Source organism: Lysobacter capsici (assembly GCF_014779555.2).
GTDB lineage: Bacteria > Pseudomonadota > Gammaproteobacteria > Xanthomonadales > Xanthomonadaceae > Lysobacter > Lysobacter capsici.
Genome location: NZ_CP094357.1, coordinates 502,235 through 527,608 on the forward strand (window position 1 = coordinate 502,235; position 25,374 = coordinate 527,608).

Here is a 25,374-nt window from a genome sequence, read left to right on the forward strand (position 1 = left end):
ACATCGTGCGTGCGACGTCATTGAGGTGTCGCGGTCGCGGCTCACGCCGCTCCTACAGGGAGTGAACGATGCCGCGCGGTGAAGTGATGGGAGCTTGGGGCGATAACCGCGACATCGTGCGTGCGACGTCATTGAGGTTTCGCGGTCGCGGCTCGCGCCGCTCCTACAGGGAGTGAAGGATGCCGCGCGGTGAAATGATGGTGGGCTTGGGGTGTAACCGCGACATCGTGCGTGCGACGTCATTGAGGTTTCGCGGTCGCGGCTCGCACCGCTCCTGCAGGGAGCGGCCGAGGCTGCGCGGCGGGACGAATTGCTCGCCCCGCCGCGCTCGGCGATCAATCGCCCAGGGTCAGCAGCGAAGCGTTGCCGCCGGCCGCGGTGGTGTTGACGGTGATGGTCTTTTCGGTGGTGAAGCGCGGCAGGTAGTGCGGGCCGCCGGCCTTGGGGCCGGTTCCGGACAGGTTCTGGCCGCCGAAGGGCTGCACGCCGACCACCGCGCCGATCTGGTTACGGTTGACGTAGCAGTTGCCGACCTTCACCCGCGCGCTGATGCGGTCGATGGTTTCGTCGATGCGCGAGTGGATGCCCAGGGTCAGGCCGTAACCGGTGGCGTTGATCGCGTCGATCACCGCGTCGAGCTGATCGGCCTTCCAGCGGATCACGTGCAGCACCGGGCCGAACACTTCCTTGTGCAGCTGATCGAGCGACTTGAGCGCGTACGCGCGCGGCGCGAAGAAGCTGCCGTGGGCGCTGTCGGCGTCGACCGGCACTTCGGCGATCTTGGTCGCTTCGGTGTCCATGCGCGCGGCATGGTCGACCAGCATCTTCAGCGCGTCTTCGTCGATCACCGGGCCGACATCGGTCGACAGCAGGCCGGGGTTGCCGACCTTGAGCTCGGCCATCGCGCCGGCGAGCATGGTGGTGACCTTGTCGGCGATGTCGTCCTGCACGAACAGCACGCGCGCGGCCGAGCAGCGCTGGCCGGCCGAGGTGAAGGCCGAGCCGATCGCGTCCTTGACCAGTTGCTCGGGCAGCGAGGACGAATCGGCGATCAGCGCGTTCTGGCCGCCGGTCTCGGCGATCAGCACGCCGATCGCGGCGTCGCGCGCGGCCAGCGAACGGTTGATCGCGCGCGCGGTGTCGGTGGAACCGGTGAAGGCCACGCCAGCGACGCGCGGATCCTTCGTCAGCGCGGCGCCGACGGTGGCGCCGTCGCCGGGCAGGAACTGCAGCACCGCTTCGGGCACGCCGGCTTCGTGCAGCAGCTTGACCGCGTAGTAGCCGATCAGATTGGTCTGTTCGGCCGGCTTGGCGATCACGCTGTTGCCGGCGGCGAGCGCGGCGGAAATCTGGCCGGCGAAGATCGCCAGCGGGAAATTCCACGGGCTGATGCAGACGAACACGCCGCGGCCCGACAGATGCAAGGTGTTGGATTCGCCGGTCGGGCCGGGCAGGGCTTCGGGCGCGAACAGCTTGCGCGCCTGGGCGCCGTAGTAACGCAGGAAGTCGACCGCTTCGCGCACTTCTGCGACGCCGTCGGGAATGGTCTTGCCGGCTTCCTTGGTGCACAGCGCGATGTACTGCGGCATGCGCTGTTCGAGCAAGGTCGCGGCGTGTTCGAGGATCGTCGCGCGGCTGGCGGCCGGCATCGTGTCCCACGATTCCTGCGCGGCGACGGCGTTCTTCAGCGCCAGCTCGACGGTGGCGCTGTCGGCGGCCTTCCACTGACCGACGATTTCGCGACGGTCGGCCGGGTTGGTCACGGCGATGTCGGGGCCGGTGATGTTCGCGCCCGGCACCAGCGGCGCGGCGCGCCAATCGGCGGCCGCGGCGTCGTTCACTTGCGCGGCGAGGGTCTGCAATTGCTGATCGTTGGCGAGATTGACGCCCATGGAATTGGTCCTGTCGAAGCCAAAGCTGCGATACAAATCGGCGGGAAGAGGAATGCGCGGATGCGGAATGCTGTCGAACGCGGCGACGGTTTCGACCGGATCCTGGATCAGGTCGTCGATCGCGATGGCCTCGTCGGTGATGCGGTTGACGAAGCTGGAGTTGGCGCCGTTCTCGAGCAGGCGACGCACCAGGTACGGCAGCAGGTCTTCGTGCGAACCGACCGGCGCGTACACGCGGCACGGCGCGTTCAAGCGGTCGGCCGGAATCACTTCGGCGTACAGATCGTCGCCCATGCCGTGCAGCTTCTGGAACTCGAAGTGCTGCGCGCGGCCCATGGCCTTGGCGCGCTGGTGGATGGTGGCGATGGTCTGCGCGTTGTGGGTGGCGAACATCGGATAGATCGCGTCGCCGGCTTCGAGCATGCGCCGCGCATTGGCCAGATACGACACGTCGGTGTTCGGCTTGCGGGTGAACACAGGATAGCCGGCCTGACCGTCGACCTGGGCGCGCTTGACCTCGCTGTCCCAGTACGCGCCCTTGACCAGACGCACCGGAATGCGCCGACCGGTCTTGCGCGCGAGATCGGCGATGAAGTCGATCGCTTCGGGCGCGCGCTTTTGGTACGCCTGGATGGCCAGACCGTAGCCTTCCCAGCCGTCGAGCGACTTGTCGCTGTATGCCGCGGCGATCACATCCAGCGACATTTCCAGACGGTCGGCTTCCTCGGCGTCGATGGTGAAACCGATGCCGTAGCCCTTGGCCAGCTGCGCCAGTTCCAGCACGCGCGGGGTCAGTTCGGCGAACACGCGCTCGCGCTTGGCGTGCTCGTAGCGCGGGTGCAGCGCCGACAGCTTGACCGAGATCGACGGGGTGGCGAAGACGTCGGCGTTCTTGTAATTGCCGCTCTTGCCGATCGCATGGATCGCGTCGCGATAGGCCTGCAGATAACGCAGCGCGTCCTTGGTGGTCAGCGCGCCTTCGCCGAGCATGTCGAAGGAATAGCGGTAGTTGGCGTTGTCGCCCTTTTTCGAGCGCGACAGCGCTTCGCCGATGGTGCGGCCCATGACGAACTGGTGGCCCATGATCCGCATCGCCTGGCGCACGGCCAGACGGATCACCGGTTCGCCGACCCGGCCGACCAGACGCTTGAAGGCGTTGTGCACGTCGCGCTTGGTGTCGTCGGCCAGATCGACCAGCTTGCCGGTCAGCATCAGGCCCCAGGTCGAGGCGTTGACCAGGACCGAGTCCGATTGACCCAGATGGCGCTTCCAGTCGGCGTCGCCGAGCTTGTCGCGGATCAGCTTGTCGGCGGTTTCCTGATCCGGAATGCGCAGCAGCGCTTCGGCCACGCACATCAGCAGCACGCCTTCGTCGCTGCCCAGGTCGTACTGGCGCATGAAGGCTTCGATCGCGCCCTGGTCCTGGGCGCGGGCGCGCACGCGCTTGACCAGATCGGCCGCGGTGGCCTGGGCGGCGTCGCGGTCGGCATCGGGCAGGCGCGCGATCTCGAGCAGGTGGCGGACGTGATCGGCTTCGTCGCGGACCCAGCCGGAGGTCAGCGCGGCGCGCGGTCCGGTGGTGGGCGGCGGCAGCTCGGGGCTGATCATCGGGTTCGACGGCGGCGGGCCGTCGCTGGCGACGGCGGAGGGAGCATTGGTGGACATCGGGCCCGGCACGGGGGTGGGAAGTCCGACATTTTAGAGCTTTCTCTCGGGCGCGGACGGCCCCGGACCGGGCCGGGGCCGTGTCCATGGTGTCGGGCCGCGCGGAACGACCGAAGGGACACGCTGGGCAAGGTCGCCACGCCGCGCGGCGGGCGCCGATGGCGCGATCGGCGCGTTATGGCCCACTGGAACTTGCATGGATCACGTTTGCGCGGGACATCGTAGACGGGCCATAACCGCCCCGAAGCACGCGCAAAGCCCCGCGCGGCGTAGCGCGGCCGCGGTGGCGCGCGCGCCAGGTTCGCAGTTCCGGGTTGCCGCAGGACGGGTCGGCCGCTACCATTTCTCGGTTATCCGTAGCGCCGATGCCGGCGTGATGGGCCCTGATCAGGGCTCGCCAGCCACCTTTAGACCGGACGGCCCCCTGCCCAGCTCCATGGCGCAGGTCGGTGCCGGGAAAGGCAGCCCGCGGAGCGCGTCGTGAACATCACACTGATTTTTCGGGGCTCGAACTGATGAAAGCCGGTCGTTTCAAGCAGTGGGCAGCGGGCATCGCCTCGATGGCGCTGCCGGTCCTCGCGTTTGCCCAGGCTGCGGACCCTAAGCCGTGGCAGCTGAACATGGGCAAGGGCGTCACCGCCCAGTCGATGAACGCCTACTCCGCGCACATGCTGGCGCTGTGGATCTGCGTGGTGATCGGCATCCTGGTCTTCGGCGCGATGGCCGTGGCCATGTTCAAGTTCCGCAAGTCCAAGGGCGCGGTGCCCGACAAGGACTTCGTCCACAGCACCAAGCTGGAGATCGTCTGGACCGTGGTGCCGGTGGTGCTGCTGGTGCTGATGGCGTTCCCGGCGACCAGCAAGCTGATCGCGATGTACGACACCCGCGACGCGGGCATGACCGTCAAGGTCACCGGTTACCAGTGGATGTGGAAGTACGACTACCTCGGCGAAGGCGTGTCCTTCACCAGCCGTCTGGACCGCAAGAGCGACCAGCTGCGCCAGAGCGGCAAGCACGTCAGCGCCGCCGATCACGAGCACTACCTGCTCGACGTCGACAACGTGCTGGTGCTGCCGGTCGACACCAAGATCCGCTTCGTGATCACCGCCGACGACGTGATCCACGCGTGGTGGGTGCCGGCCCTGGGCTGGAAGCAGGACGCGATCCCGGGCATCGTCAACGAGGCCTGGACCGACATCAAGGAACCGGGCATCTACCGCGGCCAGTGCGCCGAGCTGTGCGGCAAGGACCACGGCTTCATGCCGATCGTCGTGCGCGCGGTGTCCAAGGTCGAGTACCAGCGCTGGTTGGCCGAACAGAAGTCCAAGAACGCGCCCGCTCCTGCCGCCGCGCCGGCGACTCCGGCTGCCGCGCCTGCCGCCGCCCCGACCGAAGCGGCGCCCGCCGCGCCGGCCGCCGCGGCTTCGAATTCCGACACCACGACCGCGGCTCCCGCGGTCGCCGGTTGATCGTCCAAGCATTCTCAGAGGTAGGCCATGGCAGCCACGCACCCCGTCGCCGATCATCATCACGACCACGATGATCATCATGCCCACCAGCAGGGCTTCATCGAGCGTTGGTTCTTCTCGACCAACCACAAGGACATCGGCACGCTGTATCTGATCTTCAGCTTCGTGATGTTCATCATCGGCGCGGGCATGTCGGTGATCATCCGAGCCGAACTGGCCGAGCCGGGCCTGCAGTTCGTCAAGCCCGAGTTCTTCAACCAGATGACCACCATGCACGCGCTGGTGATGATCTTCGGCGGCGTGATGCCGGCCTTCGTCGGCCTGGCCAACTGGATGATCCCGCTGCAGATCGGCGCGCCGGACATGGCGCTGCCGCGCATGAACAACTGGTCGTTCTGGATCCTGCCGTTCGCCTTCACCCTGCTGCTGATGACCCTGTTCCTGCCGGGCGGCGCGCCGGCCGGCGGTTGGACGCTGTACCCGCCGCTGTCGCTGCAGGGCGGCTCCAACGTGGCCTTCGCGATCTTCGCCATCCACATGATGGGCATCAGCTCGATCATGGGCGCGATCAACGTCATCGCCACCATCCTCAACATGCGCGCCCCGGGCGTCGACCTGCTGAAGATGCCGATCTTCTGCTGGACCTGGCTGATCACCGCGTTCCTGCTGATCGCGGTGATGCCGGTGCTCGCCGGCGCGGTGACGATGCTGCTGACCGACAAGTTCTTCGCCACCTCGTTCTTCAACGCGGCCGGCGGCGGCGACCCGGTGATGTTCCAGCACATCTTCTGGTTCTTCGGTCACCCCGAGGTCTACATCATGATTCTGCCGGCGTTCGGCGTGGTGTCGGAGATCATCCCGACCTTCAGCCGCAAGCCGCTGTTCGGTTATCAGGCGATGGTGTACGCGACCGCCTCGATCGCGTTCCTGTCGTTCATCGTGTGGGCGCACCACATGTTCACCGTCGGCATGCCGCTCGGTGGCGAGATCTACTTCATGTTCGCGACCATGCTGATCGCGGTCCCGACCGGCGTGAAGGTGTTCAACTGGGTCACCACCATGTGGCGCGGCTCGATCTCGTTCGAAGCGCCGATGCTGTGGGCGATCTCGTTCGTGATCCTATTCACCATCGGCGGTTTCTCCGGCCTGATGCTCGCGATCGTGCCGGCCGACTTCCAGTACCACGACACCTATTTCGTGGTCGCGCACTTCCACTACGTGCTGGTGACCGGCGCGCTGTTCTCGATCATCGCCGCGGTCTACTACTGGTGGCCGAAGTGGACCGGCCGCATGTACAGCGAGGCGGCGGCCAAGTTCCATTTCTGGTGGACGATGATCTTCGTCAACCTGCTGTTCTTCCCGCAGCACTTCCTGGGCCTGGCCGGCATGCCGCGCCGCATCCCGGACTACAACGTGGTGTTCGCGGACTGGAACCTGATCAGCTCGATCGGCGCGTTCGGCATGTTCCTGACCCCGTTCATGATGCTCGGCATCCTGTTGCATTCGAAGCGTTACGGCGTCAAGGCCGAAGCGCGTTCGTGGGAATCGGCCAAGGGCCTGGAGTGGACCGTGCCGAGCCCGGCGCCGCACCACACCTTCGGCACCCCGCCGGTCATCCGCGACGGCGATCTGGCCCACGGCGACATCACCCACTAAGAGCGCATGATCGGGTGAGGCCCGCGCTCGAACGCCCCGGCGAACGAGCGCAGCACGCCCTGCCAACAAGACCGCCATGACCCAGTCGACCGACCAGACCGATCTGACCCAACGCCGTTCGGCCGCGCGCCGCACCGCGCTGTGGTTCGGGCTGGCCGCGATCGCGGTGTATGTCGGCTTCATCGCGCTCGGGGTGCTGAACCGATGAGCGCGCACGAGTCCAAGGGCGATCGGTCCGGCGTGGAGCAGGGCGATCTGCGGCAGCGTGATCTGAACCAGGCCCGCGCCCAGTCCGGCCCGAAGATGACCAAGATCATGGTCGGCGTGGCGCTCGGAGCGTTCGCCTTCACCTTCGCGCTGGTGCCGATGTACCGCATCGCCTGCGAGAAGGTGTTCGGCATCCGCCTGGAACGCGGCGTGGCCGATGCCGACCTCGGCGGGCACGCGGTCGCCGATCGCATGGTCACCGTGCAGTTCGACGGCAGCGTCAATTCCAAGCTGCCGTGGGACTTCAAGCCGCACCAGCTGAGCATGAAGGTGCGTCCGGGCGAGCAGTACGAGACCACCTACTACGCCCGCAACACCACCGACCGCGCCATCGTCGGCAGCGCCTCGCCCTCGGTGGCGCCGGCGCGCGCGTCGGGCTATTTCAACAAGACCGAATGCTTCTGCTTCACCGCCCAGACCCTGCAGGCCGGCGAAGCGCGCGAAATGCCGGTGCGTTTCATCATCGACCCGAATCTTCCGGCCGATGTCGAAACGGTCACCTTGTCCTACACGTTCTTCAAGAACGACGTGCTGACCGCGCGCCTGCAGCAGGGGGCGACGTCGAAGACGCCGGCCTCGCCGCTGGCGGCGCCGTAAGCCTCGCACTAATCACCAACGGAACGCCGCCATGGCCCACGCCCACACGCCAGACGCCAACATCTACTACGTGCCGCACAGCAGCCGCTGGCCGTTCCTCGGTTCGATCGGGCTGTTCACCACCATGATCGGCGTCGCCAGCTGGCTCAACGAAGTCAGCTGGGGCAAGCCCACCTTCTTCGTCGGCATCGCGTTGATGATCGGCGTGCTGTTCGGCTGGTTCGGCGACGTGATCCGCGAATCGGTGCGCGGCAACTACAACAAGCAGGTCGACGTGTCCTTCCGCATGGGCATGGTCTGGTTCATTTTCTCGGAAGTGATGTTCTTCGCCGCGTTCTTCGGCGCGCTGTTCTACGCGCGCCAGTTCGCGCTGCCGTGGCTCGGCGGCGACGGCGACGGCGTGATGACCAACAGCCTGCTGTGGCCGGAATTCAGCGCGGCCTGGCCGAGCAGCGGCCCCGGCGGCGTCGGCGGCGCGTTCGAGACCATCCCGGCGTGGGGCCTGCCGCTGCTCAACACCCTGATCCTGCTGACCTCGGGTTCGACCGTCACCGCCGCGCACCACGCGCTCAAGGGCGGTCACCGCAAGGCGCTGCTGTTCTGGCTGGGCCTGACCGTGCTGCTGGGCTGCACCTTCCTGTTCTTCCAGGCCGAGGAATACATCCACGCCTACACCGAGCTGAACCTGACCCTGGGTTCGGGCATCTACGGTTCGACCTTCTTCATGCTCACCGGCTTCCATGGTCTGCACGTGACCCTGGGTACGCTGATGCTGGCGATCATCTGGTTCCGTTGCCTCAAGGGCCATTTCGACAAGGACAACCACTTCGCGTTCGAAGCGGTGGCCTGGTACTGGCACTTCGTCGACGTGGTGTGGCTGGGCCTGTTCCTGTTCGTCTACGTGCTGTAAGCGCGCGACGGACGAACGGCAAAATCATGACGAGGGCCGGCGCTGCCGGCCTTTCGTTTTTTGGGTAGTGGTGGCGGTGTTGCGTTTGTTTCTTTCCGCAGACGCGCTCGATGCCTGCGATGTGCAGGTCTGAAGGCATTCAAAGCGGTGAGTGCGTCGAGTAGGGACGCCCCCAAGACCGTCATTCCCGCGAAGGCGGGAATCCAGTGACTTCAAACGTTCTCGCACGAAAGTCACTGGATTCCCGCCTTCGCGGGAATGACGATCTTGAGAGACGCCGAACTGTTGTGGCTCTACGGCTTTCGTGCGGCCTGTGCTTGAAAAGCAATAACAGTTCCCGCCGCTGCCAGCGTGATCAGCCAGCCTATTTCGGCCAGCCGCCAGCCCGCCTCAATTCGGATTCGACCCCACCCCATGCGGCGTGATCCAGCCCATGTAGATCGCCAGGACCACCAGCAGGATCAGCGCGACGGACAGCGCGATACGACGGGTCAGCGCGTTGACGGTGCGCTTGCTCTGACCCTTGTCCACCAGCATGTAATACAGACCGGCGCCCAGGTTCCACACGATGACGATCAGGAAGGCGACAACCAGCAGGATCTTCAGCGACTCGTTCATCGCGGCCTCCTCGGGCGCGCGCGGTGCGCGCATGAATGCGAAGGCGGCATTATCGCTCCGATTCGCGGGCTGCGCCGAGTGCGGCATCGGGTCGCAGCGTCATGACGGTGTCGGGCGCGGTCGCCGCCACTGCATTGGCGACATGCGCGCTCTAGCCACCCACGCGGTCGTCACCCACACGGATGGCGCGCGATGAGCCGCCGCGGCACCCTGCTGTTCGGCTGGATCCTGGCGCTGGCGACGATCGCGGTGTTCGCCAGCCTGGGCCGCTGGCAGTCGCATCGCGCGGTCGAGAAGCAGGCCATGCTCGATGCCGCCGCCGCGGTGCTGCACGATCGCCGGCCCAAGCCGCTGGCGCTCGCCGACGATCCGGCGCGGCTGCGCGATTACGACTGGGCCTCGGGCCTTGGCACGTTCGACGCGCGCGGCCCGCTGCTGCTCGACAACCAGCAGCGCAACGGCCGCGCCGGCGTGCGCGTGTACCGCATCTTCCTGCCGCGCCAGAGCGGCCCGCTGCTGGTCGACCTGGGCTGGCTGCCGCTGGCCGGCGACCGCAAGCTGCCGGTGATCGCCAAGCCCGAGGGCGAGTTCGCGCTCAGCGGCCTGCTGACCGCGCCGCCGTCCAGCGGCATCGCCCTGGGCGCCGGTATCGGCCGCGAGGGCGAGGGTTGGTTGCTGACCCGGGTCGACCCGGCCGCGATCGCCAGCACCACTGGTTTGTCGGTGCCGCTGGCGCCGCGCGTGCTGCGCCTGGACCCGGCGATCAAGCTCGGCTACGAGCGCGATCTGGAATTGCTCGCCAACACCCTGCCGCCGCAGCAGCATCGCGGTTACGCGCTGCAGTGGTACGCGCTGGCCCTGGCGGTGCTCGCCACGGCCTTGATCCTTACTTTCCGCCGCAAGCGGACCCGTCCCGACGCCGCGAACCCATGACTACCCCCACCGACACCCTTCCCACCGACCCCGCGTCGGTCCGTCAGCGCAACCGCAACCGGCTGGTGTTGATCCTGATCGCCGCGTTCTTCTTCGTGCCGATGCTGGTCGCCGGGATCCTGCGCTTCACCGACCACCATCCGGCGGTGACCCGCCAGCACGGCGAATTGCTCGATCCCAAGCCGGACCTGCGCAGGCTCCCGCCGAGCTTCGTGGACGGCAAGCCCTATCCGTGGCAGCCGCAGGCGCGGGTGTGGCGCATCGTGGTCGCGCCCCAGCCCGGTTGCTTGGATGCCTGCGTCAAACTGTCGCGCGAGCTGGACACGGTGTGGCAGCTGTTCGGCAAGGACGCCGACCAAGTCGACATCCTGTGGTTCGGCGCCCTGCCCGAGGGGGCCGCGCGGCCGCCGTCGCTGCGGCTGCTGGCCGATTCGCAGTCGACGCGGGCCCGGCTGCCGCGCCTGAACGATCCGGCCGGCACGCCGGTGTACGTGATCGACCCGAACGGCTTCGTGATTCTGCGCTACGCTCCCGGCTTCGAACCGGGCGGTCTGCGCGAGGATCTCGTCAAGCTGCTGAAACTGATGTGATCGGTGGGCCGGCGCGGCGCGCTGGCCCCGGTATCGCAAGCCTCGAGCAGGAAAGAGTTTTCGAATGAGCGTAGCGAGCATGACCGGCCTGAGCGCTTCGGGCCTGTACAAGAATTTCCATCGCATCGCCTGGCTGGCCGTCGCGCTGGCTTTGTGCGTGATCGTGTTCGGCGCCTTCGTGCGCCTGTCCAACGCCGGCCTGAGCTGCCCGGACTGGCCGACCTGCTACGGCCGCGCTGCGTGGCCGAGCACCGCGCACGAGATCGGCGACCACGCCGCGACCGCGATCCGCCCGGTCGAAGTGCACAAGGCCTGGCGCGAACAATTCCATCGCATGATCGCCGGCCTGCTCGGCGTGCTGGTGCTGACCCTGGCGCTGGTGTCGGCGCGCCGGCGCAGCAAGGGCATGTTGCAGATCGCGCTGGCCGCTGTGGTGGTCGCGATCGCGATCCCGCTGTACATGAAGGGCCAGCACGTCGCCGCGTCCGCGCTGGCGATCGTCGGCGAAGGCATCCTGCTCGCCGCGGCCTTGCGCTGGAGCAATACCGATCTGTCGCGCGCCAGCGCGCTGACCCTGGCGGTGATCATCTTCCAGGCCCTGCTGGGCATGTGGACGGTGACCTGGCTGCTCAAGCCGATCGTGGTGATGGGCCATCTGCTCGGTGGCTTGCTGACCTTCTCGCTGCTGGTGTGGATCGCCTGGCGCGCGACCAATCAGCCGATCCGGCTGGCCGATGCGGTCAGCGTGCGCCGCCTGATCATGCTCGGCATCGCCGTGCTCGGCGTGCAGATCGCGCTCGGCGGCTGGACCAGCGCCAATTACGCCGCGCTCGCCTGCGGCAACGATTTCCCGACCTGCGTCGGCCAGTGGATGCCGCGCCACGATTTCCGCGAAGCCTTCGTGCTGTGGCGCGGGATCGGCGTGGACTACGAAGGCGGCATCCTCGACGGCGAGGCGCGCATCGCGATCCAGCTCGCGCACCGGGCGATGGCGATGGTCGTGTTCGTGTACTTGCTGGGCCTGATGGTGAAGCTGCTGCGCACCCCGGGCATGCGCGGTTGGGCGAGCCTGTTGGGCGCATTGACCCTGCTGCAGGTCGGCCTGGGCATCGCCAACGTCAAACTCAGCCTGCCGCTCGCGGTCGCGGTCGCGCATAACGCCGGCGCGGTGCTGCTGCTGTTCGTGCTGGTGTCGCTGCTCGCGCGCCTGCGCACGCCGGAGACCTGATGAACGCCACCAGCCGTCCCACCGCGAGGCAATACTGGGCGCTGACCAAGCCGCGCGTGGTCGCGTTGATCGTGTTCACCGCGATCGTCGGCATGTTCCTGGCGGTGCCGGGCTGGCCGCCGTTGCGCGAGTCGGTGCTGGGCTTTCTCGGCATCTGGCTGGCCGCGTCCTCGGCCGCGGCGATCAACCAACTGCTGGACTCGCGCATCGACGCCAAGATGGCGCGCACCTCGTGGCGGCCGATCGTCGCCGGCCAGGTATCGCCGACCCAGGCGCTGGTGTTCGCGTTGATCCTGGCCGCCGCCTCGATGCTGATCCTGGTGCTGTGGGTCAACGTGATCACCGCGGTGCTGACTTTCGCCTCGCTGATCGGCTACGCGGTGATCTACACCGTGTTCCTCAAGCGCGCCACGCCGCAGAACATCGTGATCGGCGGCGTCGCCGGCGCCGCGCCGCCGCTGCTGGGCTGGGCCGCGGTCACCGGCATGCAGGGGCCGTGGGACTGGGCGCACGCGCTGCTGCTGGTGCTGATCATCTTCGTGTGGACGCCGCCGCATTTCTGGGCGCTGGCGATCTTCCGCCGCGCCGACTACGCGCGCGCGATGGTGCCGATGCTGCCGGTCACCCACGGCGTGCAGTACACGCGCTGGCAGATCCTGTTCTACACCGTGCTGCTGGTGGCGGTGACGGTGATGCCGTGGGCGGTGGGCATGAGCGGCGTGTTCTACCTGGGCGGCGCGTTGGTGCTCGGCGCGATGTTCCTGTACTACGCCTGGAAACTGATGGACCCGCCCGACGAGTTGTACGCGATGCGGGTTTTCAACTACTCGATCGTCTACTTGATGGCGTTGTTCGCGTTCTTGATGATCGACCACTGGATGCTGCCGGCGTTGCAGCCGGCCGCGGCGTTCGAGCTGCGCCAGGTGGGTTGATCGGTCGCGCGCCGAACGCGCGACCACCATTCGAAAACCAGGGGGAGATGCTGTCGATGAGGAATCCGGTCCTTCGTTCCATCACGGCGCTCCTGCCGCTGGCCGTCGCCTTCGCGGCGTCGGCGCAGACCCCATCGCCAGCCAATGCGTCGGCGGCCGACGATCTGGTGGTGACCGCGGCCAGGCTGTTCGACGCGCGCAGCGGCAAGTTGATCGACCGGCCGCAGGTGCTGATCCGCGACGGCCGCATCGTCGAGGTCGGCCGCGTCGGCGACGCCGTACCCGAGGGCATCAAACGCCTGGACCTGGCCGGCATGACCTTGCTGCCGGGCCTGATCGACATGCACACCCACCTGGATTCCGATCCGAGCTACGGCGGTTACACCGGCCTGCAGTTCAACGATCGCTTCTGGTCGGTGCTCGCGGTCAAGCACGCGCAGCAGACCCTCGATGCCGGCTTCACCACCGTGCGCAACGTCGGCGCCGATGCGTGGAACGATGTCGGCCTGCGCCAGGCCATCGACGAAGGCCTGTTGCGCGGCCCGCGCATCGTCACCGCGGCGTATTCCTTCGGCGCCACCGGCGGGCATTGCGATTCGACCTTTTTCCCGCCGTCGATGAATCAGAAGAGCCCGTACAACGCCGACTCGCCCGAACAGGCACGCCAGCGCGTGCGCGAGCTGCGCAAGTACGGCGCGCAGGTGATCAAGATCTGCGCCACCGGCGGCGTGTTCTCGCGCAATACCGAGCCGGGCCAGCAGCAGATGAGCTTTGAAGACATGAAGGCCGTCGCCGACGAAGCGCACCAGTGGGGCCTGCGCGTGGCCGCGCACGCGCACGGCGCCAGCGGCATCCGCGACGCGATCCGCGCCGGCGTCGACACCATCGAACACGCCAGCCTGATCGACGACGAAGGCATTCGCCTGGCCAGGCAGCACGGCGCGTGGTTGTCGATGGACATCTACAACACCGACTACACCCAGGCCGAGGGCAAGAAGAACGGCGTGCTCGAGGACAACCTGCGCAAGGACCGTGAAGTCGCCGACATCCAGCGCGAGAATTTCCGCCGCGCGCATGCGGCCGGGGTGAAGATGGTCTACGGCACCGACGCGGGCGTGTACCCGCACGGGCAAAACGGCCGCCAGTTCGCGATCATGACCCGCTACGGCATGAGCGCGGCGCAGGCGATCCAGGCGGCGACCGCGAACGCGGCCGAGGCCTTGGGCCGCAAGGACGTCGGCATCATCGAGAAAGGCCGCTGGGGCGACCTGATCGCGGTCGCCGGCGATCCGACCCAGGACGTGGCCTTGCTGGCCTCGGTGCCGGTGGTGATCAAGGGCGGCGAGGTGGTGAAGGACGTGCGTTGAGCGTTTGGGCGGGTGGTTGCGACGCGCTCCCTCAGTCGAGCGCTATTGATTGCCCACTTTGCAAAAGGGGGCGGCGCTCGGCGTCAAATCGCTGCTGGACGATGCATAGCGCGGGGATTTGCTCTTTCGTCGGCGGCGTCGCGATCTGATCGAAAAGCAAATCCCCCCTGGCCCCCCTTTTTCAAAGGGGGGGAGCCCTTCGTTGTGGATCCGCAAGGGCGAGTGGATGCCGGGCTCTCCATCATTCGAGCGCGTTGAGGTTTGCCCACTTTGAAAAAGGGAGCGGCGCCCGGCGTCAAATCGTTGCTGGCCGATGCATAGCGCGGGGGATTTGCTCTTTCGTCGCCGGCGTCGCGATCTGATCGAAAAGCAAATCCCCTGGCCCCCTGACCAAAGAGGGGAACCGTTCGTTGTGGATTCGAACGGCTGGTTAATCCGCAACTTGTTCCGGCGCCACCTGCGCCCGCTGCTGCGCCGCCCGCCGCGCATAACGTCGCGCGATATGCGCGCACACGATCAACTGCAGTTGATGGAAGATCATCACCGGCAGCACGATCGCGCCGAGCGTACTGCTCGCGAACAATATCTTCGCCATCGGCACGCCGGTGGCCAGGCTCTTCTTCGAGCCGCAGAACACGATCGCGATTTCGTCCTCGCGCGAGAATCCCATCCGGCGCGCGGCGAAGGTGGTGGTCAGCATCACCGCCGCGAGCAGCAGCGCGCATACGCCGATCACCACGTACAACGCGCCCAGCGGCGTGTTCTGCCACAGGCCGCTGCTGACCGAAGCGGCGAACGCGGTGTACACCACCAGCAGCACCGTGCCCTGGTCGGTGTAGCGCAGCACCGCGCGCTGGCGTTCCACCCAGGCGCCGATCCAGCGCCGCAGCAGATGCCCGGCCACGAACGGCACCAGCAACTGCAGCATGATCTTGCCGATCGCTTCGCCTGGGTTCGCCATCGCGCCATGCGCGCCGGCCAGCGCGCTCATCAGCAGCGGGGTCAGGAACACGCCCAGCAGGCTCGACGCCGAGGCGCTGCACACCGCTGCCGGCACGTTGCCGCCGGCCATCGAGGTGAACGCGATCGAGGACTGCACGGTCGAGGGCAGGGTGCACAGGAACAGCAGACCCAGGTACAGCTCCGGCGTCAGCCAATGGCCCGACAGCGGCCGCAGCGCCAGCCCGAGCAGCGGAAACAGCACGAAGGTGCTGGCGAAGATCACCAGGTGCAATCGCCAGTGCAAGGCGCCGGCGAGGATCGCCTCGCGCGACAGGCGCGCGCCGTGCAGGAAGAACAGCGCGGCGATGGCGACATTGGTGAAATCGTCCAGGGCGCCGGCCGACACGCCGCGGACCGGAAACCACCAGGCCAATGCGACCGCGCCCAGCAGGGCCAGGGTGAAGGCGTCGACGCGCAGACGTTTTAGCCAGTGCATTGGAGGCGGGGATTCGGGATTGGGGATTCGGGATTCGCGGGGTCGGCGTGTGTGTGGTTCAACCGGGGGTATCGTCCGCATTCTGGCCGGCGCATGTCGTCCGGTCCATTGCCTGTCGTGGCGCTCTCACCCACGGCGATCGTGGGTTTCGCACTGTAGGAGCGGCGCGAGCCGCGACAGCGCCACTTCGCATCCCGACGGTTCTGGCCTGGGTCGGTGATGGGTGGCGGTCGGCCTCGCCTTTGCGGCGAGGTTTCATTGCCGCGGTCGCGGCTCGCGCCGCTCCTACAGGGGGCGGGCGGAGCTAGCGTCGCGAGTGCGGATTGCGCACCCGCGAACGCACCCCTCACCTCACCAAGGCTTGACCTTGTCCGCGATCTCCGCCGCGCTGTCGGGCGTCACGTACCACTTGCCCGGTTCTTCGTACTCGAAGTCGATCGCGACTTCGGCCGCTTCGCGGTTGATGCGGATGATGCACACCCGCCACGGCGCCTTGTCCTTGACCTGGGTGACCCGGCGCAGTTCCTCCAGGCGGTTTTCGATCTCCACGCCCGACGGCGTCAGCGGTTCGCCCGGCTGGCCTTTGTCGTAGCGGAAGCCGTTGAGGCGGCTGATGCCGTCGCCGTACCACGCGATCAGCGCGTAACCGTCCCACGGCCGTTCGCCGGCCTTGGGGTCGACCACGATCAGGCGCGCGATCTCGCCAAGCAATTCGTCTCTGTTCATGTCCTGCCTTGGGCGTATCGGTAAGGGCGCGCCGGCGTTCAACCGGCGGCGATCATGTCGTCCATCTGACTGCCGTCGACCCGGTCGTAGTGCTGACCGGCGCGGTTGTCGAAGCTGACGCGTTGATCGTAAACCCTGCTGCCGTCGCTCGGGTCGATGACCTCATAGGAAATGCGAACCCGGTCCGGTCGATCGACGTTGCGCGGGGTCAGATCGACGCTGATCTGCACGTCCATGCCCTTGTCGACCCAGGCCGCCCATTCGTTTTCCAGGGTCTTGTAGGCGCCCATGTTGAAGTTGCCGTTCTGCGGAAACAGGTTCTTCAGGCCCTGATCGGTGACGAAGCGGTGGCCGAACACGTGGCCGCCCTGGTCGCCTTCGATGCCGCGATCGGCGGCGGCGCCTTGCGCCTCGGTCTCCGCGTCGCTGCGTTCGAGCTTGCTGAACACGGTGCGCAAGGTGCCCTCGGCGTGAATCGGCCGGCCTTGCGAGTCGACCGTCCAGACCGCGTCGTTGACCTCGCCGCTGTCGGGGTTGACGACGCTGGCGGAGATTTCGCGGGTGCCGTCCTGCGATGACGGCGACAGGCCCAGCCATTGCTTGAGCTTGTCGACCAGGCCGCCGTCGCCGTCGTCGCGCGGCAGCGCCGCGTAGGCATCGCGCACCTGCGGCCCGCTGCTGCGTTCGACCGCGCCGGCGATGGTGTCGCGTCCGAATGCGGCTTCGAGCTTATGCAGTTGCGGCGCGTCGAGTTTGCCGGCGAGGTCCTGCGCGATCGTGTCGCGCTCGGCCAGCGGCAGCGCATCGACCTGCTCGCGCAAGCTGTCGAGTTGCGGCGGCGTCAGCGCCTCGGTCGCGGCGCGCGCTTGCGCCGGGTCGGCATCGCGCAAGGCCTGCGGCGTGATCGCCCCGGCCGACGACTGCGCCGACGGGTCCAACGGCGGCAGGCGCTCGAAGGCGGGGCGCGAGCTGATCGGGTCGGTCATCGACGGGGCCTGACTATGCATTGGTTACACAGGAAGTTAGCCATTAATGCGCCGGGATCCCAGTGGGGAAAACCCCTGGTATGTATTTCAATTCAATGACTTCGGCCAGGGTTGGTCCCATCCGGCCGGGCCAGTCGCAGGGGCTTGAGGGATAGGCATTCCCCCGCTTCGCGACGGCTACGGGTCGAATCTTCGACGTCGTCTGATCGCGGTGGAATCGATGGGTTGAATGGATCGGATGTAGCGATCCAGGTCGCGTCGCAGGCGGGGTGTCGCGAAAATCCCCCGCGCTGATGAGGCGCCGCGACTTCGTGCCGGCGCGGGGCGCTCGCCCCCTTTTTCAAAGGGGGCGATGATTTTGTTCGGGATTCGGGATTCGGGATTCGGGATTCGGGATTCGGGATTCGGGATTCGGGAGTCGGAAGTCGGAAGTCGGAAGTCGGAAGTCGCATTGCGACGCATCCCACCCGACAAAGCACGTCCCGCTTTTCCCCCTTTTGCAAAAGGGGGGCAGGGGGGAGTCGCTTTTAGCTCCTAACCCGGCAACCCCAACAACCCAGCAACCTCACTTCCCGATCAAATGCTGCCGCCAGAACTCCATGGTCGCCGCACTGAAGTAATCGGCATTGGCCTTCTTCTGAAACCCATGCCCCTCGTCGTTGAACATCAAAAACCACACCGGCTGCCCATTGCCGCGCACCGCTTTGACGATCTGCTCGGCCTCGGTGTACGGCACCCGCGGATCGTTCTTGCCTTGCGCGACGAACAACGGTGAACGGATCTTGCCGGCGTTCTTCAGCGGCGAAATCCGGTCGAACACCGCCTTCATTTCCGGCACGCGCTCGTCGCCGTACTCGGCGCGGCGCAGGTCGCGGCGGTAGGCCTCGGTGTTGTTGAGGAAGGTGGTGAAATCCGAGATGCCGACGATGTCGACGCCGGCGCGGATACGGTCGCTGTAATGCATCAGCGAGGCCAGCACCATGTAACCGCCGTAACTGCCGCCATGCACGCCGACGCGTTGGGCGTCGAGCTCAGGCTGTTTGGCGATCCAGTCGAGCAGGCTGCCGATGTCCTTGACCGAATCCTCGCGCTTCTCGGCGTTGTCCAGGCCCAGGTAGGTGCGGCCGTAGCCCGATGAACCGCGCACGTTGGGCACCAGCACCGCCACGCCGAGTTCGTTGGCGAGGAACTGCGCGGTCGCGTTGAAGGTCGGCTGCGCCTGGCCTTCCGGGCCGCCGTGGATCTGGATCACCACCGGCAGCTTCTTGCCGGCCGGCACGTTCGCGGGCTTGTAGTAGAACGCCGGGATCGTGCGCGGCTTGCCGTCGAGTTGATCGAAGGTCGGGTAACGCACCAGGGTCGGGGTGACGAACTGGCTGGAATCCAGACCGCCGACTTCGCTGCGGGTCCAGCGCGCGAGCTGGCGGCTGCCCAGATCGATCACGTACACGTCGCTGGGCGAGGTCGCGGTATTGATCGACACCGCGATGCGCTTGCCGTCCGGCGAAAAGTCGACGCCGCCGATCACGCCGATCGGCAGCTCCGGCAGTTTCACCGGCTTATGATCGGGCAGCGACAGCACATGCAGTTTGCTGATGCCGTCCTCGTTGCTGACGAACAACAGGTGCTTGCCGTCCTGCGACAGCGACACGCCGCCCACATCCCACGGAATATCGGCGCTGAGCACCTGCATCTTGTGATTGGAAAGATCATGCCGGCGCAGACTGGTGAACTCCTGCGCCTTGCCGTCGATCGGTTCGTCGGACACGAAGTAGACCGCGCGACCGTCCTTGGCGAAGCGGAAATCGCTGATCGCCGCCTTGCCGCCGTCGACCGGGAACATTTCCAGCTTGCCGGTCTGCAGGTCGACCAGACCCGGATAGGTTTCGCTGGCCGAGACGAACTTGCTGACCAGCAACTGCTTGCCGTCGGGCGAGAAATCCGCCGCGTCCCAGCTGCCGCCCTCGGTCACCACCGCGCGCGGTTTGCGCGTGGCGAAGTCCATCACCCACACGTCGGTGTCCTTGCCGTTGCGCACCGTGCTGCTGTAAGCGAGCTGTTTGCCGTCGTGCGAGAACAGCGGCCCGTCGTTGCGCGACTTGCCGTCGGTCAGCAGGCTCACCTGACGCGAGCCCAGGTCGAACCAGTGCAGTTGCCAGAACTCGTTGCCGCCGACGTCCTTGCCGAACACGAAGCCGTTCAAGCCGCCGGGCGCGGCGGTGAGGCGATTGACTGGCTCGGGGTAGAAAGTCAGCTGCTCGCGCATGCCCAGCGGCTGGCAGACGCGATGGGCCTGGGTGGTTTCTGCGAAGCGGGTGCCGATCAGCACGCAGCCGTCATGGGTCCAGCCGGCGAAACCGGCGCCGCGGGTGTTCTGGTAGCGGTTGAGCCGCTCCAGCAATTCGGGGCTGATCGCCGGTACGTTCTCGCTGACCCGGTTGCCTTGTTCCGTGCGTGCAACATCCTGCGCGTGGGCAGGAGCGTAGGCGAGTTGGGCGAATGCCAGCGCGAGCGCGCTGACGGATAGGGCATGGCGCAGCGACATCGTCGTTCTCCCCGGTGTGTCGAGTGGGCGTCCGCCCCGCGGCGCTGACGCACGGACCCTGAGCTTAGCGCGCCGCGCCGCCGCTGTGATCCATCCCGAAAGTCACGGACGGAACCCGTCGGCGTTTGGCTTAGAGTGCGGGACCGGTGTCACGCCGGATGCCGCGTCCAGGGAGAAGGTCGATGCTCGATCGAAGGTCGTTTTTGATCCGCGGCGCGCTGGCCGGCGCGGCCGCGTTCGCCGCCGGCGCGGCCGGTCCGTTGCGCGCAGCGATGTCGCCGCCGCGCTGGGCGCCGTACGACGAGGCGATGGTGATCGACGGCTGCGGCTTCATCGGCGACGCCGACGCCGGGCCCGGCGAGGCCTTGTCGCAGCGGTTGATCGACGAAGCGCGCGGCAGCGGCCTGCGCGTAATACAGACCACGGTCGGCCCGGTCGCGCAGTACGAAGGCGCGTACGAAGAAGCGGTGCGCAGCATCGGCCTGTGGGAAAACGAAATCGACCGGCACCCGGACGTGTTCGCGCGCGTGCGCACCGGCGCCGACCTGGAACGCGCGCGGCGCGAGAAGAAGCTCGGCGTGGTCTATCAATTCCAGGACAGCGCGCCGATCGGCGAGAAGCTCGAACGCGTCGACGATTTCCATCGTATCGGTCTGCGCACGGTGCAGCTGACCTACAACGTGCGCAACCTGGTCGGCGACGGCTGCATGGAAGCCGGCAACGCCGGCATCAGCCGCTTCGGCCATAACCTGATCGAACGCCTCAACGAGCGCCGCATCCTGATCGACCTGGCCCACAGCGGCCGCCGCACCGCGACCGAGGCGATCGCCGCGTCGAAGGCGCCGGTGTTGATCAGCCACACCGGTTGCGCGGCCTTGGTCGAGCGTCCGCGCAACAAGACCGACGCCGAATTGCGCGCGGTCGCCGACGGCGGCGGCGTGGTCGGCATCTACCTGATGCCGTTCCTGCGCGAAAGCGGCCAGCCGATGGCCGCCGACCTGATCCGGCATATCGAACACGCGGTGAAGATCTGCGGCGAAGACCACGTCGGCATCGGCACCGACAACATGCTCTCGCCGGTGGAGCTGAGCGAGAAGTACAAGGCGCGTCATCGCGAAGACATCCGCGACCGTCGCCGCCTGGGCATCTCCGCGCCGGGCGAAAGCGAGACGGTGTATCTGTACATCCCCGACCTCAACACCCCGCGCCGGTTCGAGACGCTGGCCGGATTGTTGTCGGCGCGTGGTCATTCGGATGCGCGGATCGGGAAGATCCTGGGCGGGAATTTTGCGCGGGTGATGGGGCAGGTCTGGGGGTGAGGGTTAAGCGGAAACGCCTGCACCCGGTGAATCCTTAAAGGACCGCGTTGCCCTCAGATCGTCATTCCCGCGACAGCGGGACTCCAGTGACTTGAGCGCCATCCTTCCAGAACGTCATCCCGCGAAGGCGGGAATCCAAGACGTCAGCGTCATCCGTCCAGAACGTCATTCCCGCGAAAGCGGGAATCCAGCGACTTCAAACGGTCTCGCACGAAAGGCACTGGATTCCCGCCTTCGCGGGAATGACGGTAGGAGTGGGCGCAGAGCTTTGTGAGCGGATAGGCTCCGGCAAACGCGCTGTTTGCAAATGCGTGTGATGTTGACCGCAACCGCAACCGCAACTCACTACGAACGATCCAGATACCGACTTCCGATTCCCGATCCGCGATTCCCGATTCCCGATTCCCGATTCCCAAATCCCGATTCCCAAATCCCAAATCCCAAATCCCAAATCCCAAATCCCAAATCCCAAATCAATCCGGCGCCCGCGGCCGACTCAACCGCGCCTGCAACAACGCCAGCAACTCCCGCTTCTCCTCATCGCCAAGCCCCGTCTCGCCCTGCTGCATCTGCAACTCGGCCAGCCGCTGCTCGACCATCTGCTTCTCCAGCTGCCCCACCGCATCGAAGAACTCGCGCTGCAAGGTGTCGTCGTTGCCCGGCAGGCTCTGGCTGGCGAGCTTCTGCAAGGCGCCGGACTGCGGATGCTCGGCGAAGTGTTCGAGCAAGGCGCCGGTGCTGATTTCCGGGCGCTGCTGCACCACCTCGACGATCTCGGTCAGCAGGTCGATGCCCGGCTGGCGCAAGGCGGAGAAGCGATACGGCGGGGTCAGTCCAGCGGCCAGCGAAGGCTTTTGCAGAACTATAGCTATAGCACTACGTACAAGGCTGCGTTTGGGGGCCGGCGGCGCAGCCACGTAACGGTTGCTAACCCCTCTAAGGGGAGGTATGGCGTATCCCTTAGGAATTTCGCCTTTAGCTATGGCTCGTAAATCCTCTCCAAGTTGCTGCGCGTACTCTTTAACTCTTGCAGATGCGGTCTCGGAAACAGAAACGGTAGCAGTCTTCCTGAGACTCAGTTGCTCCATCTGATCCCTGAACTCTCCATCGGGAATTGTTTTCAGAAGATGTTTCGCTTTTTCAGCCAGTCGCGATTTTCCGTCGGGAGTAGTTACGTCTACCTCATGTCCTATCTGTTGGAAAAAAAATTCAGAAAGCGGCATTGCTTCGCGTAAGCGTCGGTTGAAACCTTCCGAGCCTTCGGTACGTACTAGTGAATCAGGATCTTCACCGTCGGGCAGGAATAGGAAATACGCTTGGCGCCCGTCCTTCATCCGCGGCAGTACCGATTCCACCGCTTTCCACGCCGCGCTACGCCCGGCGCGGTCGCCATCGAAACAGAAATACACGTCGGCAGTGTTGCGGAACAGTAGCTCGGCATGGTCGGGCGTGGTCGCGGTGCCGAGCGTCGCCACCGCGGTGTCGACGCCGTGCTGGAACAGCGCAATCACGTCCATGTAGCCCTCGACCACGATCAGGCGCGGGATCTTGTTGTGGGTCTGACGCACCTGCCACAGGCCGTACAACTCACGGCCCTTGTGGAACAGCGGGGTTTCCGGCGAGTTGAGGTACTTCGGCCCGTCTTCCTTGTCGAGCACGCGGCCGCCGAAGGCGATCACGCGTCCGCGCCGGTCGTGGATCGGGAACATCACCCGGTCGCGGAATTTGTCGTAGACCCGGCCGCTGTCGTTCTTCGACAGCATGCCGCCGCGTTCGAGCAATTTCATCCGGCGCTCGTCGGTGCCCAGCGCATCGCGCAATGCGTTGAAGCCGTCGGGCGCGTAGCCGATGCCGAAGCGGTCGCGGATGTCGATGCTGACTCCGCGGCTGTCGAGATAACCCTGGGCCTTGCCGCTGCTGGCGTACTGCTTGAGGAAGAAACGCTGCGCGGCTTCCAGCGCGTTGAACAGATCCTGAGTATCGGAGTTCTCATCGCGCCCGCGAGCGTCGCGCGGGACTTCCACGCCGACCCGTTTGGCCAATTCCTCGACCGCGTCGAGGAACTCCAGCCGGTCGTAGTTCATCAGGAAGCTGATCGCGGTGCCGTGTGCGCCGCAACCGAAGCAGTGATAGAACTGCTTGGTCGGCGACACCCAGAACGACGGCGAGCGCTCGTCGTGGAACGGGCAGCGCGCCGAGTATTCCTTTCCTTTACGTTTCAGCGGCACGCGCGCGCCGACCACCTCGACGATGTCGGTGCGGGCGAGGAGGTCGTCGATGAAGCCGTCGGGGATGCGGGCCATGCCGGGGGCGCCCGCGAAGGGCGGCGGAACTCGTTGCGGATCGGCGACTAGGATGCCATGAGCGGCGCGCTCAGGCCGCGACGGGATCGGGCGGGCTTCAGGCGGACCTGCGCCGCCACCGCGGATCGGGCTTGGATGTCTGTGGGCCGGGCGTCAATCCGACGCCCGAGCGCTCGATGCCGCCGCGCCTACAACCCCGGCCGACCCGGCCACGGCTCGGCCCAGGCCGGAATCCGCATCAGCCCGTCCAGCCAGCGCACGATGTTCGGGTAGTCGCCCAGCGGCAGATGGCACTGGCGCCAATAGGTCGCCATCGAGGCGAGCTGAAAATCGGCGATGGTCAGCCGGCCGCAGGCGACGAAATCGCGGCCTTGCAAGTGGCCGTCGAGCACGCCGGCGTACTTGGCGATGTCGCGCTGGCGCGATTGCAGCAGCTCCAGGTCCGGTTCGCCGAAACCGTAGTGGCCCTTGATGATGTATTCGAAATAATGCGCATCGATCGTCGGCGCCCAGTGGCAGTCGTTCCACGACAGCCAGCGCAGCACCTGCACCTGTTCGGCCGGATGGTGCGCCGGCCACATGTCCGAGCCGGCGCGGATGCACAGGTAGGCCATGATCGCCGAGGCTTCCCACAGCGCCACGTCGCCGTCGACCAGGGTCGGCGCTTTCATGTTGGGGTTGAGCGCGGCGTAGTCGGGGTGTTTCATCGAGCCGGCCATGAGGTCGTGCTCGATCAGCTCGGCCTCGATGCCCAGGTGCTTGACCAGGGCCAGCACCCGGCGCGGGGCCTGGGCTTGAATCCAGTGGATTTCCATCGGTGTCCTCGTTTGCGCTGCGGATACTCAGGCGACGAACGGGCACGCGCGGAATCGACAGGCGCCGCGTTCGCCGCGCGGCGGTCGGGGCCGTCTATGTTCCGGCGGAGGTTGCGGCGTCGTGCGCGGCCAATCCCGCCGCCTTGCGCTCCTCGGCCAGGCGCCGGCGCACCCGCGCGTGCTCGTCGAGCATCGCGGTGATCAGCGCGCCGAGCAGAAACACCACCGCGCAGTAGTACATCCACACCAGCATGATCACCAGGCCGCCGGCCGGCCCGTAGGCGGTGCCGAGGCTGGCCTGGCCCAGGTACAGGCCGATCGCGCTGCGGCCGAGCATGAACAAGCCCGCGGTCAGCGCGCCGCCGACCAGCGAGCGGCCCTTGCTGACCGGTCGGTCGGGCAGCCAGCGGTACATCGCCGCGAACACCAGCGCGTACAGCACGAACGAGGCGACCGCGGCGAACACCGGCAGCAGGTCGGGCACGTAGGCGATCAGCAGTTGCAGCGCGGCCTGCACCGCCATCGACACCACCAGCAAAAAGCCGACGCTGATGACCATGCCGAACGAGAGCAGGCGCTTGCGCAGCCACGCGGCCAGCCCGCCCAGGCGCTTGGCGTCGCTGCGGAACACCCGGTTGAGCGCGGCCTGCAATTGGCCGAACACCGCCGAGGCGCCGACCAACAGCGCCACCGTGCCCAGCAACGCGGCGAACGAACCCGTGCCCGGTCGGTTTTCGGCGTTTTCCACGATCAGCCGCGCCGTGCTTTCGACCTGGCTGCCGGCGAGCAGGCCGATCTGGCGGAAAAATTCTTCCTGCGCGGACGGATACAGCGCGGTGGTCAGCCACAGCACCATCAGGATCAGCGGCGCCAGCGACAGCAGGGTGTAGAACGACAGCGCCGCAGCCAGGGCGAGGATGTCGTAATCGACGAAGCGCTGCACGAACTTGCCCGGCCAGCTCTGCTCCAGGCGGGCCTGCAGGGCGTGGATGCGCTCCATGGTCTCGTGCGCGAACTCGCCGGCGCCGCTGCGCAGGTCCGGGTTGGAGGCGCGCGACGCGGCATCGCGTGGGGGCGCGTGCTCGGTCGCGGGCGAGGTCGGCGGATCGGGATTTACG

General features: G+C 66.5%; 20 protein-coding genes. 11 read left to right on the forward strand and 9 right to left on the reverse strand.

From position 1 onward, the window contains the following. Window positions 1-335 precede the first annotated feature (335 nt). The gene (putA, locus tag IEQ11_RS02055; protein WP_191823879.1) at window positions 336-3,500 is read right to left on the reverse strand and encodes a bifunctional proline dehydrogenase/L-glutamate gamma-semialdehyde dehydrogenase PutA; all 3,165 of its coding nucleotides are present in this window, start codon (window positions 3,498-3,500) and stop codon (window positions 336-338) included. Window positions 3,501-4,072: 572 nt separating this feature from the next. Here putA and coxB point away from each other — a divergent pair. The 5 genes from coxB to IEQ11_RS02075 all read left to right on the forward strand — a co-directional run bounded on the left by coxB (window position 4,073) and on the right by IEQ11_RS02075 (window position 8,456). Next, window positions 4,073-5,026 carry a cytochrome c oxidase subunit II gene (gene coxB, locus IEQ11_RS02060; RefSeq protein ID WP_046659773.1) on the forward strand — a complete coding sequence of 318 codons (954 nt, stop codon included), beginning with the start codon at window positions 4,073-4,075 and terminating at the stop codon, window positions 5,024-5,026. Window positions 5,027-5,053: 27 nt separating this feature from the next. Beyond that, window positions 5,054-6,682, forward strand: coding sequence for a cytochrome c oxidase subunit I (gene ctaD, locus IEQ11_RS02065; RefSeq protein ID WP_096412036.1), 1,629 nt, complete (start codon window positions 5,054-5,056; stop codon window positions 6,680-6,682). 76 nt (window positions 6,683-6,758) lie between these two features. Then, a complete protein-coding gene (locus tag IEQ11_RS25860; protein ID WP_281439902.1) occupies window positions 6,759-6,890 on the forward strand; it encodes a hypothetical protein in 132 nt (43 codons plus the stop codon). Next, entirely contained in the window at window positions 6,887-7,546 is a 660-nt protein-coding gene (locus tag IEQ11_RS02070) for a cytochrome c oxidase assembly protein (RefSeq protein WP_191823878.1), read from the forward strand. Before IEQ11_RS25860 ends, IEQ11_RS02070 begins: the two co-directional genes overlap by 4 nt. A gap of 31 nt (window positions 7,547-7,577) precedes the next feature. Further along, window positions 7,578-8,456 carry a cytochrome c oxidase subunit 3 gene (locus tag IEQ11_RS02075; protein ID WP_096412044.1) on the forward strand — a complete coding sequence of 293 codons (879 nt, stop codon included), beginning with the start codon at window positions 7,578-7,580 and terminating at the stop codon, window positions 8,454-8,456. Window positions 8,457-8,846: 390 nt separating this feature from the next. On the opposite strand, the gene IEQ11_RS02080 is transcribed toward IEQ11_RS02075, so the two are convergent. Next, window positions 8,847-9,074, reverse strand: a complete 228-nt coding sequence (locus tag IEQ11_RS02080; RefSeq protein WP_036112601.1) for a twin transmembrane helix small protein — start codon at window positions 9,072-9,074, stop codon at window positions 8,847-8,849. 192 nt (window positions 9,075-9,266) lie between these two features. Between IEQ11_RS02080 and IEQ11_RS02085 the strand changes: the two genes are divergently transcribed. The 5 genes from IEQ11_RS02085 (at window position 9,267) to IEQ11_RS02105 (ending at window position 14,124) form a co-directional block, all read left to right on the forward strand. Continuing rightward, window positions 9,267-10,007, forward strand: a complete 741-nt coding sequence (locus IEQ11_RS02085) for an SURF1 family protein (protein WP_096412047.1) — start codon at window positions 9,267-9,269, stop codon at window positions 10,005-10,007. Beyond that, the gene (locus IEQ11_RS02090; RefSeq protein ID WP_096412052.1) at window positions 10,004-10,597 is read left to right on the forward strand and encodes a hypothetical protein; all 594 of its coding nucleotides are present in this window, start codon (window positions 10,004-10,006) and stop codon (window positions 10,595-10,597) included. Before IEQ11_RS02085 ends, IEQ11_RS02090 begins: the two co-directional genes overlap by 4 nt. Before the next feature lie 79 nt (window positions 10,598-10,676). Next, entirely contained in the window at window positions 10,677-11,825 is a 1,149-nt protein-coding gene (locus IEQ11_RS02095; protein WP_096412056.1) for a COX15/CtaA family protein, read from the forward strand. Then, window positions 11,825-12,757, forward strand: coding sequence for a heme o synthase (locus tag IEQ11_RS02100; protein ID WP_096412059.1), 933 nt, complete (start codon window positions 11,825-11,827; stop codon window positions 12,755-12,757). The genes IEQ11_RS02095 and IEQ11_RS02100 overlap by 1 nt, the downstream gene beginning before the upstream one ends. A 56-nt stretch (window positions 12,758-12,813) precedes the next feature. Beyond that, complete coding sequence (locus IEQ11_RS02105) at window positions 12,814-14,124, forward strand: Xaa-Pro dipeptidase (RefSeq protein WP_191823299.1); 1,311 nt, start codon at window positions 12,814-12,816, stop codon at window positions 14,122-14,124. Window positions 14,125-14,554: 430 nt separating this feature from the next. Here the strand turns inward: IEQ11_RS02105 and IEQ11_RS02110 are convergent, their stop codons facing one another. The 4 genes from IEQ11_RS02110 to IEQ11_RS02125 form a co-directional block, all read right to left on the reverse strand. Beyond that, complete coding sequence (locus IEQ11_RS02110; protein ID WP_191823298.1) at window positions 14,555-15,562, reverse strand: bile acid:sodium symporter family protein; 1,008 nt, start codon at window positions 15,560-15,562, stop codon at window positions 14,555-14,557. A gap of 351 nt (window positions 15,563-15,913) precedes the next feature. After that, on the reverse strand, window positions 15,914-16,288 hold the full coding sequence (locus tag IEQ11_RS02115; RefSeq protein ID WP_036112484.1) for a hypothetical protein: 375 nt from the start codon (window positions 16,286-16,288) through the stop codon (window positions 15,914-15,916). Window positions 16,289-16,326: 38 nt separating this feature from the next. Further along, a complete protein-coding gene (locus IEQ11_RS02120; RefSeq protein WP_191823297.1) occupies window positions 16,327-17,274 on the reverse strand; it encodes a DNA/RNA non-specific endonuclease in 948 nt (315 codons plus the stop codon). Between the two features lie 565 nt (window positions 17,275-17,839). Continuing rightward, window positions 17,840-19,819: a S9 family peptidase gene (locus IEQ11_RS02125; protein ID WP_191823509.1), complete on the reverse strand. Its 1,980-nt coding sequence runs from the start codon at window positions 19,817-19,819 to the stop codon at window positions 17,840-17,842. Window positions 19,820-20,001: 182 nt separating this feature from the next. On the opposite strand from IEQ11_RS02125, the gene IEQ11_RS02130 reads away from it, so the two are divergent. Continuing rightward, complete coding sequence (locus IEQ11_RS02130) at window positions 20,002-21,138, forward strand: dipeptidase (protein ID WP_191823510.1); 1,137 nt, start codon at window positions 20,002-20,004, stop codon at window positions 21,136-21,138. Window positions 21,139-21,611: 473 nt separating this feature from the next. Here IEQ11_RS02130 and dnaG read toward each other — a convergent pair whose 3' ends face one another. The 3 genes from dnaG to IEQ11_RS02145 form a co-directional block, all read right to left on the reverse strand. Further along, a complete protein-coding gene (gene dnaG, locus IEQ11_RS02135; RefSeq protein WP_191823511.1) occupies window positions 21,612-23,441 on the reverse strand; it encodes a DNA primase in 1,830 nt (609 codons plus the stop codon). Window positions 23,442-23,629: 188 nt separating this feature from the next. Beyond that, entirely contained in the window at window positions 23,630-24,256 is a 627-nt protein-coding gene (locus tag IEQ11_RS02140; RefSeq protein ID WP_191823512.1) for a glutathione S-transferase family protein, read from the reverse strand. 94 nt (window positions 24,257-24,350) lie between these two features. Then, on the reverse strand, window positions 24,351-25,256 hold the full coding sequence (locus IEQ11_RS02145) for a YihY/virulence factor BrkB family protein (protein WP_046660199.1): 906 nt from the start codon (window positions 25,254-25,256) through the stop codon (window positions 24,351-24,353). Window positions 25,257-25,374 lie beyond the last annotated feature (118 nt).